Source organism: Streptomyces mayteni (genome assembly GCF_054783955.1).
Genome location: NZ_BAAGPR010000022.1, coordinates 63,297 through 77,660, shown reverse-complemented (window position 1 = coordinate 77,660; position 14,364 = coordinate 63,297). Strand labels below are relative to the sequence as shown.

The window sequence follows — 14,364 nt, the reverse complement described above, 5'->3', positions numbered from 1 at the left end:
CCGGGTCACAGTTCCTCGGCCGGCCAGTCAAGTAGTCGGGCTCCGATCACGGCGGTCTGCAGCGTGTAGCGCTGCAGCGGATCCGCCGGGTCGGAGCCCGTCAGCGCGTGGATCCGCTCCAGCCGGTAGGTCAGCGCCCGGACGCTGAGCGAGAGCCGTCTCGCGGTCTCGGCCGCCACGCAGCCGGAGCCGAAGTAGACGTCGAGCGTGCGCACCAGCGGGCCGGCGCCGCCCCGCGCGGCGGACAGCGGCCCGAGCACCGAGCGCACCAGGTCCGCCATCGCCTGCCGGTCCCTGGTGAGGACGGGGAACACCAGCAGTTCGGCCGCGCGCAGCACCACGCCGCCGATCAGCGCCCGGTCGGCGAGCTCGAGCGCGCTCAGCGCCTCCTCGTAGGACTGGACGACGCCGGCCGGGCCCGCGTGCGGCCGGCCGAGCGCTATCCGCGGCCGGTGCTCCTCCTCGTCGACCGCGCTCCGCACCCGGTCGGCGAAGTACTCGAGCACCTCGGGCCGGTGCCCTGGCGCGATGCAGACCAGTCGGCCGTCCTTGGTGGTGAGCAGCACCTCGCGGACGCCGAACCGGCCGACCAGCGCGTCGTCCATGCGTCGGGTGAGCGCGTGCGTGTCGTCGTACGGGTTGACCGCCTGCGCCACCGCCACCGCGTGGGTGTGCGCGAGCCGCAGCCCGTACCGCTCGGCGCGCCCGGACAGGCTGCCCGGGTCGCCACGGCCGTGCAGCAGGTCGTCGATGAACTCGCGGCGCGCCGCCTCGTCCCGGCGCACCGCGAGCAGCTGCGCCCGCTCGAACCCCTCGGCCAGCGCGTCGACGGCCTGTTCGGCGGCGGCCAGCACGCCCTCGGCGGTCAGCCCCACCTGCCGAACGCCGAGCGCGCCGGTCACCCCTGGCAGCTCGGGCCAGAGCGCGCGGGTGGCCGCCAGGTGGACCCGGACCAACTCGCGCAGCGCGAGCCCCTCCTGCGCCGCCCGCTCCCCCAGCGCGCGGCGCTCCCGCAGCTCGTCCCTGGTGAGCCGGCGGCCGGTCGCGGAGACCTCGGCGAGGATCTCCGCGTAGCCGTCGAGATAGTCGTCCGGTATCGCCTCGTACGCCGCGGCCACGTCGCCCTCCTCGGATGCCGGCGGTTGCCCCCTGGGCAACGATGCCATCCGGGTGGGCGGGCCCGTCAGCCGCCCGCCGCCCCCTCCTCAGGAGCCGCCCCCTCCCCAAGAGCCGGTGCCGGATCCGGCACCGCCGCCGGGCTCGGGACGCACTCGAAGAGCCGGTGGTCGCCGGCCAGCGGGCCGACCGACAGCGGGGTGAAGCCGGCGGCGGTCAGCAGCCGGCGCATGCCGGCCTCCGAGAAGCCTCGGGTGCCGCCCTCGCAGAGCACCATCTGGGCCAGTGCGTGCGGGGCGTCGAGCTCGTCCTCCAGCATCGGCTCGATCACCAGCAGCCGGGCGCCGGGCGTCGTCGTCATCGCCCGGCGGATCGCGGTCAGCACGCGCACCTGCCGCTCCATCGGCCAGTCGTGCAGCACGTTCTTGATCACGTAGCGGTCGCCGGCCGCGGGGACCTCGGTGAAGATGTCGGCCGGCCGGAACGCGATCCGGTCGCCGGCCGGGTGCGGCCGCGCGGCGGCCCGCTCGCACACGCTCGGCCGGTCGACGCACACCCCGCGGAGCCCCGGGTGCTCCCGCAGGATCCCGCCGAGCAGGGTGCCGTCCCCGCCGCCGACGTCGACGACGGTGCGGACGCCGGAGAAGTCGTAGCCGGCGGCGAGCTCGGCCGCGACCGGTCGGCACATCTCGGCCATCGCGGCGTCGAAGACGCGCTCGTCCTCGGGGTTCGCGGTCAGGTGCTCGTAGAGCGAGACCCCGAACACCTCGCGGAACGCGGACTCGCCGCTGGTGACGGTGGTCAGCAGGCCGCGGAACGCGTCGTCGTAGGTCTCGGCGAGCAGCATCACGCTGTTCCGCAGCGAGGCCGGGTGGTCGGAGCGGAGCACCGCGCTCTCGTCGGTCAGCCGGTACCCGCCGTCCGCAGTGCGCCCCAGCACGCCGGCGAGCGCCAGGGTGCCGAGGAGCCGGTCGAGCGCCTCAGGATGGCACTCCGCGCGTTTGGCGAGCTCCCCGGACGACAGCGGGCCGGCGGCGAGCAGGTCGGGGATCCGCAGCCGGGCGGCGACGGCCAGCGCGCGGGCGATGGTGCCTCCGCAGGCGAGCATCAACACCCTTGGGAAGTCGGGCTGTTCCTCCCCGCCCGAGAGCCCCGGCACGATCGCCTGGTTCGATTCCGTGCGCGTCTCCATGTGTTGCCGCCACCCTCCGTGGACACTTGCGAGCACTCCACCCGCTGGCTCCCCACCCGCCCGGTGGGAAAACCGCCCGGCATCCATGCGCACCCAAAGGGGTGAAATCGGGGCGCGACGCCGGGGCGCGCGCCATGCGCGCCCCGGAACGCCACACTCAGCCGCTCACCGACCAGCGTTGGTTCGCGCCGGAGTTGGGCTGCCACGTGGTGACCGGCGAGTTCTCCGCCGTGGCCTGGCCGCCGACCTCCAGCAGGTTGCCGGTGGCCGCGTTGACGAACGTCCAGGTGCCGTCGCCCGTCGAGGACGCGATCCACTGGGCCGCCCGGTCGGGCCGGCCGCGGTCGCGCTCCAGGACCGGGGCGCCGTCCCGCTCCGCGAGCCGGCGACCGTCGGCGGCGCTCGTCAGCACATAGCGGTCGCTCGACCGCGTGACGCGCCACAGCTGGTCGTCGCGGGCCTCGTCGGCGGCCCGGATCACCACGCCTGAGCCGTCGTCGGAGACGGTGAGCGCCCGGCCGCTCTGCACGCCGCCGAGCCGGTACTCGTGACCCGGCTGGAAGGCGGCGGCGTCCCGCGCCACCCCCGAGACCCCGTCGACGACGAAGGTGGTGACCGAGTCGGCCGGCACCTGGTAGCTGGCCGACCGGCCGGTGACCCGGATCGGCTCGTGCTCGACGAGCGCGCCGTCCGCGCTGGTCACCACCGGGGTGACGGTGGCGCCCCTGGCGACGCGGCCGAACGCGGAGAGGTCGAGGGTGACCTCGCGCGCCTCGGCGCCGTCGTTGACGTGCACCACGGTGGCGCCCCGGCCGTCCGCGGCGACGGCGGCCGTGCTGGCGGGGTCGTCCACCTGGACGAGGTGGTCGCCCGGCCTGATGTAGTGGGTGAAGTTCCGCGCGGTGTTGAACTTCTGGTTGGTGTAGATCGGGCAGGTCTCCAGGGTGTCGCCCTCGTCGCAGCTGAACGGGAGTTGGACGCTGCCCCAGTTGCCGCCCTCGGGCGACTCGCCGCCCGGCCGCATGTTGTCGTAGTCCTCCACCGGCTGCCAGAACACCCAGGCGGTGGGCTCCAGTTCCCGCAGGTCGTCCACCATGTGCCGGGCCAGGCCGAGGCCGGGCCGCATGGCCTCGAAGTCCTGCCCGTCGCCCCAGTCGCCCTCGACCTCGCTCATCCACAGCGGGGTCTCGGCCGCCTTGGCCAGGTCGCGGACGGTGGTCCGCGAACCGGTGCCGTAGGTGTGCACGTTGAGCTGCTCGACCAGCTCGCGCACCTCGCTCGGGTACGCGGACCAGTTGCGGGCGAACGTCCCCGGGTTGGTCTCGTCCATCGCCGCGATCACCGCGTCGGTGCTGGTGGACCGGGAGTCGAGCTCGGCGGCCAGCGCGCGGATCACCCGCTGTTGCAGCTCGGGGCCCATGTGGGCGCCCTCCTGACGCCCGCCGACCGGCTCGCCGTCCTCGCCCAACCTGGTGCCCCAGTAGGGGGTGTTGGGCTCGTTGAAGGGGTCGATGGTGTCGACCTCGATGCCGTGCGCCCGCTCCAACCGGTCGACGGCGCCCACCAGGTAGGCGGCGAAGTCGTCCACCGAGTCGGTGCGCAGCTGGTCGGCGCTCGAGTCGAAGCCGCCGGAGACGTAGCCGCTGACCGTCATGAACCAGGGCGGCGAGTTGCTGAACGCCTCCCAGTGGTCGATGTCGTCCTTGACGCGGTCGATCCACCAGCGCTGGGTCGCGTCCGCGTCCGGGTTCCAGTCGGCCGGGTCGTCGGCCGACCACCAGTCGACGTCGTCCCTGGTGGTGCCCTCGGGAGCGCGCCACCAGCCCTCGACCGCGCCGCCGGCCCTGAGGTAGTCGGTGACGTCCGGCGCGTTGCCGCCGCCGACGTTGTAGCGGGCGATGTTGAGGTTGAGCCCGTCCGCGCCGAAGACGAGGTCGGCCAGCTCCTCCCGGACCTCGTCCGGGTAGTCGCCTGTGGCGTTGGCGAACCAGACCAGGCTGGTGCCCCAGCCCTCGAACTCGTCGCCCTGGTAGGAGGGGTTGGGGCGGATGGTGACGCGGTCGGCGGTCGCCGCCGGCTCGTCCGCGCTCGCCTGGCCGGCGGCGAGGCCGCTCGCCGTCAGCGCGGCCACGCCGAGGCAGCACAGCGCCCGGCGGGCCCTGACGGGTCTGTTCACCATGGATTGTCCCTTCGTCGGAGGGGCGGCGGCGCCGCTCGGCGCCGCCAGACACGTCCTCGCGCCCCCTACGGGGTGCGCCGCAGGACGGTCACGCCACGCGGCGCCAGCGGGAGCGAGCCGGTCAGCGGCTCGCCCGTGACGTCCGGGAGTTCGACCTCGCGGTCGGTGCGGTTGATCAGGAACCAGTACTCGACGCCACCCTGGTGACGGATCGCCAGCTCGACCTCGCCCCGGGCCGCCGCCGGCAGCTCGCCCACGACGTCGGCCCCGGCCAGCAGCCGGCCGAGCACCCCGGAAAGACCCGTGGCGCCGAGCCTGGTCGAGACGTACGAGGCGGAGCCGCCACCCGGGACCCGGCGCCTGGTGACGGCCGGGCGGCCGGCCTGCGGGCCGGTGCGGTAGGCGGCCAGCACCTCGACCTCGGCCGGGTCCGTGACGGTGATCTCGTCCGTCCACAGGGTGCCGGTGGTGCCGTCGTCGAGATCGACCGACTCGTCGTCGAGCAGCGGCCCGAACTCCTCGACACGGATGCCGAGCAGCTCGCGCAGCGGCCCCGGGTAGCCGCCCAGCCAGGCGTGTTCGTTCTCGTCGACGATCCCGGAGAAGTAGGTGGTGACCAGGTGGCCGCCGGCCTCGACGAAGCTCGTGAGCTCCTTGGCGAGTTCGGCCGGCAGCACGTGCAACACGGGCGCCACCACGACGTCGTAGCTGTCGAGCGCGGTGCCGGTGGGCACCACGTCCGCCCGCACGCCGAGGCCGAGGAACGCCGAGTACCAGTCCAGGGCCTCCTGCCGGTAGCGCAGCGACTCCGTGGGGTGGGAGTCCTGTTCGCTGGCCCACCAGGACTCCCAGTCGAACAGGATGGCGGCACGGGCCGGCCGGCGCTCGGCGCCGGCGACCGGCGCGAGGTCATCGCGCAGCACCCGGCCGAGCTCGGCGACCGCCCGGAACACGGCGCTGTCCTCGCCGGCGTGCGGCACCATCGCCGAGTGGTACTTCTCGGCGCCGGCCGCCGACTGCCGCCACTGGAAGAAGCAGACGGCGTCCGCGCCGTGCGCCAGGTGCAGCAGCGAGTCGCGGGCCAGCTCGCCGGGCCGCTTGGCGCGGTTGACCGGCTGCCAGTTGACGGCGCTGGTGGAGTGCTCCATCAGGAACCAGGGCCGGCCGCCGGCGAGGTTGCCGACCAGGTTGGCGGAGAAGGACAGCTCGTCCAGGCTCTGCGGGCCCGGGCGCACGTAGTGGTCGTTGGAGACGAAGTCGACCTCGCCCGCCCAGTCGGCGTAGTTCATGCCCTTCGTCTCGCCCATCACCATGAAGTTGGTGGTCACCGGCACGTCAGGGGTGAGCCGGCGGAGCACCTCGCGTTCGGCGCGCAGGTACTCCTTGAGCGCGTCCGAGGAGAACCGCTTGAAGTCGAGCTGCTGGGTGGGGTTGGGGTGCGAGGCGGCGAGGCGCGGCGGCAGCACCTGCGCCCAGTCGCTGTAGCGCTGCGACCAGAAGGCCGTGCCCCAGGCGTGGTTGAGCGCGTCGAGCGTCTCGTAGCGGCCGCGCAGCCAGGCGCGGAAGGCGGCCGCGGCGTCGTCGGAGTAGTCGTAGATGTTGTGGCAGCCGAGTTCGTTGCCGATGTGCCAGGCGGTCAGCGCCGGGTGGTCGGCGTAGCGCTCGGCCAGCGCGGTGACCAGGCGCAGCGCGTGGACCCTGAAGACCGGGGAGGTGGGCCGCCAGTGCTGGCGGGCGCCTGGCCAGAGGGTCTCGCCGGTCCTGGTGACCGGCAGGATCTCCGGGTGGGCGGTGGTGAGCCAGGGCGGCGGCGAGGCCGTCGCGGTGGCCAGGTCGACGGCGACGCCGTGCTCGTGCAGCAGGTCCATCACCTCGTCGAGCCAGCCGAAGTCCCAGCTGTCGGAGGTCGGTTGGAGGTGGGCCCAGGAGAATATGCCGAGCGAGACGATGTTGACGCCGGCCTCCCGCATCAGCCGGACGTCCTCCCGCCACACCTCGCGCGGCCACTGTTCCGGGTTGTAGTCGGCGCCGTAGCCGAGGCGGGCGCCGGGGGTCGGCCAGCGCAGCCAGCGGGTCGGGTGGGCGGGGGTCATCGTTCTCCTCGGAAGGCTCTGCGGCGGCTCTGTGGCGGCTCTGCGGAAGCTCTGCGGCGGGCGGAAGCTCTGCGGCGGGTGGGACGGGGGCCGGCCGCGGTGACGGCGGCCGGCCCCGGTCCTTGGTGCTGGGCGGGCTCGGCTCAGTCGGTGAGCGTGAAGCCCTGCTCGGTGCCGTAGTCGACGGACCGCTGCTGCCAGTCGGCGAGGCCCTGGGTCAGCGGGGTGTTCGAGACGTAGGACTGGCCCGCGGTGTCGTTGAAGATCGAGTTGGCGTAGACCTGGTAGGGCAGGTACGACCAACCGTCCACCACGTTGGCGGCCGACTCGGCGAAGATCTCGTTGGCCTGCTGGCCGCCGAAGTACTCGAACTCGGTGGCCAGGAACTCCTCGGACTCCAGCTCCGCGACGGTGGCGGGGAAGGCGCCGGCGTCGAGCCTGGTCTGGATGCCGTCGCCGGCGTTGGCGTACTCGATGAAGGCGTAGGCCAGTTCCTGCTTGGAGCTGGCGGCCGGGACGGTGAGCGAGCTGCCGCCGTTCTCGGCGCTGGCGGCCGCGCCCTCCTCCCACTGCGGCAGCGGGGCGACCCGCCAGGAGCCGGCCGCGCCCGACACGCCGGACTCGAAGTTGGCCGGCATCCAGGCGCCGGTGGCCAGGGTGGCGATGGTGCCGTCGGACAGGCCCGCGTACCACTCGTCGGTCCAGCCGTTGACGGGCGCCAGCAGGTCCTCGTCGATCAGCTGCTGCCAGGTCTCGGCGTACCGGGTGGAGCCCTCGTCGGCGAAGTCGATGCCGACGTCGGTGCCGTCGACGGTGTAGGGCTGGCCGCCGGCCTGCCAGATCAGGCTGGTGGTCAGGCCGGCGTCGCCCATGTCGCTGGTGATGTAGACGTTCGGGTCGGCCTCGTGCAGGGCGCGGGCCGCCTCGACGTACTCGTCCCAGGTGGTGGGCACCTCGACGCCGTGCTCGTCGAACACGTCCTGGTTGTAGAAGAGCGCCATCGGGCCCGAGTCCATCGGCAGGCCGTAGATGCCGTCGGCGCCGGCGTGCACCGCGTTCCACGGGCCGGTCGAGTAGCTGCCCTCCAGCTCCGAGGCGCCGAAGGAGCTCAGGTCGGTGAGGGTCTCGCCGATCGCGTACTGCCCGAGCGCGAAGTACTCGATCTGCGCCACGTCCGGCACCCCGCTGCCGGCCTCCATGGCGTTGCTGAGCGCCGTGTACTGGTCGTTGCCGGTGCCCGCGTTGACCAGGTTGACCGTCACGTTCGGGTAGGCCGCCTCGAAGTCCTCGACGACCTGGGTCAGGGTGGGCTCCCAGGCCCAGACGGTTATCTCGCCGCCCGCCTCGAGGGCCGACTCGACGTCGTCGGGCGAGGAGCCGCCGGAGCCGCCGTCGTCATCGGAGCCGCAGGCGGTCAGTCCGAGGGTGGCGATCGCGAGCACGCCGGCGAGGGCGGCTCCGCGCCGGAGGGGGCGCTTGGTGCTGGTCATCGTGGTCACTCGCTTCGTTGTCAGACCCGGAGGGTAGAAAGGAGGAGGTGGTGCGAGGGGTAGCGGGAACGGGGGAATCGATGGGGCGATGAGGGGCGGGGTGACGAGGGGCGGGGCGGGCGCCCCGCGGGTCACTCCTTGACGCTGCCGGCGGCGAGGCCGGACTGCCAGTAGCGCTGGAGCAGGAGGAAGGCGACGATCAGCGGCAGGATGGTGAGCAGCGAGCCGGTGATCACCAGGTTGTAGATGACCTCGCCGCCGGCCGTGATCGCCTGGGCGTTCCAGGAGTTGAGGCCGACGGTCAGCGGGTACCAGTCCGGGTCCTTGATCATGATCAGCGGCAGGAAGTAGTTGTTCCAGGTCGCGACCATGGTGAAGAGCAGCACGGTGACGATGCCGGGGGCCAGCAGCGGCAGCGCCACCTGGAAGAAGGTGCGCACCTCGCCCGCGCCGTCGATCCTGGCCGCCTCCATCAGCTCGCCGGGGATGGCCTCGGAGGCGAAGACCCACATCAGGTAGAGGCCGAAGGGCGAGATCAGGGAGGGGATGATCACGGCCCAGGGGGTGTTGGTGAGCCCCATCTCGCTGAACATCAGGAAGGTGGGGACGGCGAGCGCCGTGCCGGGCACGGCGACGGCGCCGATGATCACGGCGAACACGCCGCGCTTGCCCGGGAAGTCGTGCTTGGCGAGGGCGTAGCCGCCGAGCACGGCGAGGAAGGTCGCGCCGCCGGCGCCGAGCACCACGTACAGCAGGGTGTTCAGCAGCCAGCGCGTGAAGACGCCGTCGTCGTAGGTGAAGGTGTCGGCGATGTTGCCGAACAGCGCGAAGTCGCCGTCGAACCACAGGCCGAAGGAGTCGAAGAGCCCCTCCTGGGTCTTGGTCGCGTTGATCAGCAGCCAGGCCAGCGGAACCAGCGTGTAGAGCAGCACGAGGCCGGTCAGCAGGGTGAGCAGCAGGCTGCGCCTCGGCTTGTCGCGGGTCCCACGGCGCGGGCGGAGCCGGATCGCGGTGGCGGGGCGCGCGGCGCCGTCGCGGGCGGCCGGGGCGGTGGTGGTGGTGGGGGCGCTGGGGGCGCTCATCGCGGGATCACGCTTCCTTTCGCATGCCGCGGAGCTGCACGACATAGGCGATGACCATGGTCACCAGGCCCATGACGATCGCCACCGTCGCCGCGTAGTTGTGCTGCCGCCCGGAGAACGCCAACGAGTAGGTGAAGAGGTTGGGCGTGAAGTCGGTGGTGATCGCGTTGGGCACCAGGTTCTGCAGGATGCTGGGCTCGTTGAACAGCTGGAAGGTCCCGATGATCGAGAAGATCGTCGCGATGACCAGCGCGCCGCGGATCGCGGGCAGCTTGATCGCGGTGATCACCCGGAGCTGGCCGGCGCCGTCGATCTCCGCCGCCTCGTAGAGGGAGTTCGGGATCACCCGCAGCGCCGAGTAGAAGATCAGCATGTTGTAGCCGACGAACTCCCACGTCACGATGTTGCCGATGGAGGCCAGCACCAGGTCGGGCGAGAGCGGGTCGGGCAGCGAGACGCCGAAGGTGTCCTCGATGTTGCCGACCAGCCCGAACCGGCTGCCGTACATGAAGCTCCACATCAGCGTGGCCACCACGGCGGGCACGGCGTAGGGCATGAAGATCGCGATGCGGAAGAAGTTCCGGCCGTAGAGGCGGCCGCTGTCCAGGGCCAGGGCCACCAGCAGGGCTATGAACAGCATGATCGGCACCTGGACCACCAGGAACAGTCCCACCCGGGTGAGCGAGTCCCAGAACTGGGGGTCCTGCAGGGCCCGCTGGTAGTTGTCCAGGCCCACGAAGCTGGTGCCGCCGACGAGTTGGTCGCGGTAGAGGCTGAGGTAGATCGAGTAGGCGATCGGCGCCAGGAAGACGAGGGTGAACACGGCCATGAAGGGGCCGATGAAGCCCCAGCCGGTCCACGAGCGCCCGCGCTTGACCCGGCGGCTCGGGCGCCGGGGCGCGGCGCGTCCCGCCATGGAAGGCGGTGACAACGTTGTCATGTGTTCTTTCCTCGCCTCTCGTCCGGGTGTCCGCACGATCGGTGTGTGCGTAAACATCGCGACGTGTGCGGATATGCGAGCCCCGAATGTTTACGTAAACATCGATTTCGCGTGATGTTTACACTGCCCCCAGGTAGGCGTCAAGGGCTGGACCGGGATACTGAGACCTACGTAACCAAACAGAGACGCTCAGATCCGCACAAGGACCGGCATGGAAACCACAGCAGACGGGGAGTACCGCTGATGCAGACCAGAAGGCGGCGAGTGTCCATGGCCGACGTCGCCCGGCTCGCCGGGGTCTCCTCGCAGACGGTCTCCCGGGTCTCCAACGGGCACCCGGGCGTCGTGGAGGCCACCAGACAGCAGGTGCTGGCCGCCATGAAGGAGCTCGGCTACCGCCCCAACAGTGCGGCGCGCGCCCTGAAGCGGGGCGAGTTCCGCACCATCGGCGTCATCCTGTTCACCCTCTCCACCACCGGCAACGTCCGCACCCTGGAGGCGATCTCGGCGTCCGCCGCGCAGGAGGGCTACGCGACCACGCTGCTGCCGGTGGCCGTCCCGACGCAGGACGGGGTGCGCGGCGCCTTCACCCGCCTCGGCGAACTGGCGGTGGACGCGATCATCGTGATCATGGAGGTCCACCTGCTGGACGCGGCGACCGTCTCACTCCCGCCCAACGTGCAGGTGGTGGTGGCCGATTCGGACGCCGGCGACCGGTACAGCGTGGTCGACACCGACCAGGCGGGCGGCACCCGGGAGGCCGTGCGCCACCTGCTCGACCTCGGCCACCGCACGGTCTGGCACCTGGCCGGCCCCGAGGATTCCTTCGCCGCCGGACGCCGGACGGCCGCCTGGCGCGCCACCCTGACCGAGGCCGGCCGCGCGATCCCGCCCCTCGTCCGCGGCGACTGGTCCGCCGAGTCGGGCTACCGCGCCGGCCTCCGGCTGGCCGAACTGCCCGACTGCACCGCCGTCTTCACCGCCAACGACCAGATGGCGCTCGGCCTGCTCCGCGCGCTGCGCGAGAAGGGCCGCGGGGTGCCGGAGGACGTCAGCGTGGTCGGCTTCGACGACATCCCGGAGGCCGGCTCCTTCATGCCGCCGCTCACCACCATCCACCAGGACTTCGCCGAGGTGGGGCGCCGGTGCGTGGACGGCGTGCTGCGGCAGATGCGGGCCGACACGACGGAACGCGGCACCACGCTCGTGCCGACCTGGCTCGTGCGACGCGACAGCACGGCGCCGCCACCGGCGGAGGCGTCCCGCCTGGGAGATCGGGCGCGGTGACCCGCCGAGCGCGGTGATCGGTGGGCCCGGTGGGACTCGAACCCACGACACACCGGACCTAAACCGGCGCCCTCTAGCCAACTGGGGTACGGACCCGCGGCCCTACTCTACCGGCCGGACTCCGGTGCCCACGGCCGCAGGAGAGGCCGATCGACCGGGCCGCGGCGCGGCGCGGCATCTGACAGCGGCCTGGCCGTGGCGACGGCACTGGCAACGGGTTCACGCGGGTAGCGAGCCAGGGGTGGTTGCGGGCGTCACCCGCCCAGGAGTCGGGTCGCCGTGTGGATGGCCAGGCCGGCGAGGGCGCCGATGACCGTGCCGTTGAGGCGGATGAACTGGAGGTCGCGGCCGATGTGGAGTTCGATCTTGCGGGAGGTGGTGCGGGCGTCCCAGGAGGAGACGGTGTCGGTGATCAGCGCCGTGATCTCCTTGCGGTAGCCGGAGACCACGTGGATCGTCGCGTCCGTCACCCAGCCGTCGAGCTTGGCGCGCAGCCGCTCGTCGCGGCTGAGGCGGGCGCCGAGGGTGAGGATGGCGGTGCGGGCGCGGAGCCGGAGGGCGCTGCGTTCGTCGTCTGCGGCGGCCAGGATCATGGCGCGGACCGTGCCCCAGGCGGAGGCGATCAGCTCCTGGATCTCCGGCCGGTGCAGCAGGTCGTTCTTGAGCCGCTCCACCCGGGCCCTGGTCTCCGGGTCCTCCTGGAGCTGGCGCGCGAAGTCGGTGAGGAAGCGGTCGAGGGCGCCGCGCGCCGGGTGGTCGGGCGAGTCGCGCATCTCGGCGGCGAAGCGCAGCAGTTCGCGGTAGACGCGGTCGCCGACGCGGCGGTCGACGAAGCGGGGGGTCCAGCCGGGGGCGCCGTCCTCGACGGCCGCCAGCACGGAGTCGCGGTGCTTGACCAGCCAGTCGTGGGCCTGGGCGCAGAGCAGGTCGACGGCGCGGTGGTGGCCGCCGTCGGTGATGATCCGCTCCAGCACCCGGCCGAGCCCCGGTGAGATCTCGATGGCGTCGGCGCGGCGGGTGATGGCCTCGCCTATCACCGCCTGGACGTCGGAGTCGCGCAGCACCCGGAGGCCGCCGCGGACGCCGGTGGCCAGCTCGGCGGTGACCCGGTCGGCGTTCTCCGGCTTGGCGAGCCAGCCGCCGAGCCGGCGGGCCAGGCCGATGGCCTGGAGCCTGGCCCGCACCACGTCCTCGGCGAGGAAGTTCTCTCCGACGAAGTCGCCGAGGGATTCGCCGAGTTGGTCCTTCCTGGTGGGGATGATCGCGGTGTGCGGGATGGGCAGCCCCAGCGGGCGCCTGAAGAGCGCGGTGACGGCGAACCAGTCGGCGAGGGCGCCGACCATGCCGGCCTCGGCGGCGGCCGCCACATAGCCGGCCCAGGCGCCGGCGCCGCTGTGCTCGGCCCAGGTGGCCAGCGCGTAGGCGACGGCCACGAACACCAGCAGCCCGGTGGCCACCGTCTTCATCCGGCGCAGGGCGACGAGTCGCGCCAGGTCACCCGCCGAGAGGCCGTCGCCAGGCCGTGCCTTCGTTCCCGCGTCCATCCGGTCCATTCGTACATTGTCCCGTGTATCGGTCCCGGTTTCGGAGGGTGACCGGCGCCTCACCCGGGTGGGTGAGCCGGCGTGGTCGGATCGTGGGATCATGAGCCGGTGGGAGTGGTGACAGGACGGCGGGGATTCGGCCTGCTGGCGGGGGCGATGGCCGTGCTCCTCGGGGTGTTGGTCGCGGTGGGGGCGGGGCAGGAGGCGCCGGCCGCGGGCGAGCGCCACGAGAAGCCGACAGCCGAGTCACACCCGTCACGGAGCGTGACACCCGCGGCCGGTGGGGAGTGGGTCGGCACCTGGTCGGCGGCGCCCACCGGTCCCGAGCCCGGCACGGACGGCGGGCTGCCCGACCGGTCGATCCGCAACGTGGTGCACACCTCGGTCGGCGGCGGCGAGGTCCGGGTGGAGCTGACCAACCAGTACGGCGGCCGCTCGGTCGGCTTCTCCCACGTCACGGTGGCGCTCTCCGCCGACGGCGGCCCCAGCGCGCTGCCCGGCAGCATGCGCCGGCTGACGTTCGGCGACGGCACCTCGGTGCTCGTGCCGCCCGGGGAGCGGGTGGTGAGCGACCCGGTGCGGCTCGACGTGCCGGCGGACGCGGACCTGCTGGTGACGGTGTACGCGCCGGAGGCGTCCGGCAGCGTGACCCAGCACCGGGCGGCCCAGCAGAACAGCTTCCTGGCGGCGGGCGACGCGGCCGGCGAGGAGTCGGGCGCGGCGTTCACCGAGGTCACCGAGGTCTGGCGGTACGTCAGTTCGGTGCAGGTGCTGAGCCAGACCGCGGAGGGTTCGGTCGCGGTGCTCGGCGACTCGCTGACGGACGGCATCACCTCGACGCCGGGCGCCAACCGCCGCTGGACGGACCTGCTCGCCGAGCGGCTGCGCGCCGAGCCCGAGGCGCCCCGGCTCGCCGTGCTCAACCAGGGCATCAGCGGCAACCGGCTGCTGCTCGACGGCGACCCCACCCGGCAGTACAACGGCGCCAGCGGGATCCGCCGCCTCGGCCTCGACGTGGTGCAGCAGGCGGGGCTGCGCACGGTGGTGCTCCAGTTGGGCATCAACGACCTCACCGCGCCGCCGCAGCAGACCGATCCGGCGGCGGTGGTGGCCGCGATGCGCGAGCTGACGGCAGAGGCCCACGAGGCCGGTCTGTGGGTGGTGGGCGCGACGCTGGCGCCGTTCGGCGGCCACGGCAACTTCACGGCGGAGCGCGAGCGGGTGCGCCAGTTGGTCAACGCGGAGATCAGGGCCGGCGGCGTCTTCGACGCGGTGGTGGACCTCGATCTGGCGCTGCGCGACCCGGCCCGTCCGCAGTCGCTGCTGCCCGCCTACGACTCGGGTGACGGGCTGCACCCGAGCGACGCCGGCTACGCGGCGATGGCCGGCGCGGTGCCCCTGTCCGAGCTGGTGCCGGACGTCGAGGAGCAGGTGCTCTAGC

10 protein-coding genes and 1 tRNA gene are annotated in these 14,364 nt (G+C 72.7%); 2 read left to right on the top strand and 9 right to left on the bottom strand.

Annotated elements, in window-relative coordinates; all coding sequences use genetic code 11:
* Positions 1-5: 5 nt before the first annotated feature.
* The 7 genes from ACYVPE_RS13155 to ACYVPE_RS13125 form a co-directional block, all read right to left on the bottom strand.
* Positions 6-1,118: a PucR family transcriptional regulator gene (locus ACYVPE_RS13155; RefSeq protein WP_461033709.1), complete on the bottom strand. Its 1,113-nt coding sequence runs from the start codon at positions 1,116-1,118 to the stop codon at positions 6-8.
* A 65-nt stretch (positions 1,119-1,183) separates the two neighbouring features.
* Positions 1,184-2,308, bottom strand: a complete 1,125-nt coding sequence (locus tag ACYVPE_RS13150) for a methyltransferase (protein WP_461033708.1) — start codon at positions 2,306-2,308, stop codon at positions 1,184-1,186.
* Between the two features lie 157 nt (positions 2,309-2,465).
* Positions 2,466-4,487 carry a glycoside hydrolase gene (locus ACYVPE_RS13145; protein ID WP_461033707.1) on the bottom strand — a complete coding sequence of 674 codons (2,022 nt, stop codon included), beginning with the start codon at positions 4,485-4,487 and terminating at the stop codon, positions 2,466-2,468.
* Positions 4,488-4,552: 65 nt separating this feature from the next.
* A complete protein-coding gene (locus ACYVPE_RS13140) occupies positions 4,553-6,580 on the bottom strand; it encodes a beta-galactosidase (protein ID WP_461033706.1) in 2,028 nt (675 codons plus the stop codon).
* Positions 6,581-6,723: 143 nt separating this feature from the next.
* Positions 6,724-8,070 (bottom strand): ABC transporter substrate-binding protein, encoded by a 1,347-nt coding sequence (locus tag ACYVPE_RS13135; protein WP_461033705.1) that lies wholly within the window; start codon positions 8,068-8,070, stop codon positions 6,724-6,726.
* Between the two features lie 131 nt (positions 8,071-8,201).
* Complete coding sequence (locus ACYVPE_RS13130) at positions 8,202-9,152, bottom strand: carbohydrate ABC transporter permease (RefSeq protein WP_461033704.1); 951 nt, start codon at positions 9,150-9,152, stop codon at positions 8,202-8,204.
* Positions 9,153-9,159: 7 nt separating this feature from the next.
* Positions 9,160-10,092: a carbohydrate ABC transporter permease gene (locus tag ACYVPE_RS13125; protein WP_461033703.1), complete on the bottom strand. Its 933-nt coding sequence runs from the start codon at positions 10,090-10,092 to the stop codon at positions 9,160-9,162.
* A 243-nt stretch (positions 10,093-10,335) separates the two neighbouring features.
* On the opposite strand from ACYVPE_RS13125, the gene ACYVPE_RS13120 reads away from it, so the two are divergent.
* Positions 10,336-11,379: a LacI family DNA-binding transcriptional regulator gene (locus ACYVPE_RS13120; RefSeq protein WP_461033702.1), complete on the top strand. Its 1,044-nt coding sequence runs from the start codon at positions 10,336-10,338 to the stop codon at positions 11,377-11,379.
* A gap of 21 nt (positions 11,380-11,400) precedes the next feature.
* Here ACYVPE_RS13120 and ACYVPE_RS13115 read toward each other — a convergent pair.
* Positions 11,401-11,475: transfer RNA gene (locus ACYVPE_RS13115), tRNA-Leu, on the bottom strand.
* 158 nt (positions 11,476-11,633) lie between these two features.
* Positions 11,634-12,932: a DUF445 domain-containing protein gene (locus ACYVPE_RS13110; RefSeq protein WP_461033701.1), complete on the bottom strand. Its 1,299-nt coding sequence runs from the start codon at positions 12,930-12,932 to the stop codon at positions 11,634-11,636.
* Positions 12,933-13,040: 108 nt separating this feature from the next.
* Here ACYVPE_RS13110 and ACYVPE_RS13105 point away from each other — a divergent pair, with 108 nt between their 5' ends.
* Entirely contained in the window at positions 13,041-14,363 is a 1,323-nt protein-coding gene (locus tag ACYVPE_RS13105; protein ID WP_461033700.1) for an SGNH/GDSL hydrolase family protein, read from the top strand.
* Position 14,364: the final 1 nt, after the last annotated feature.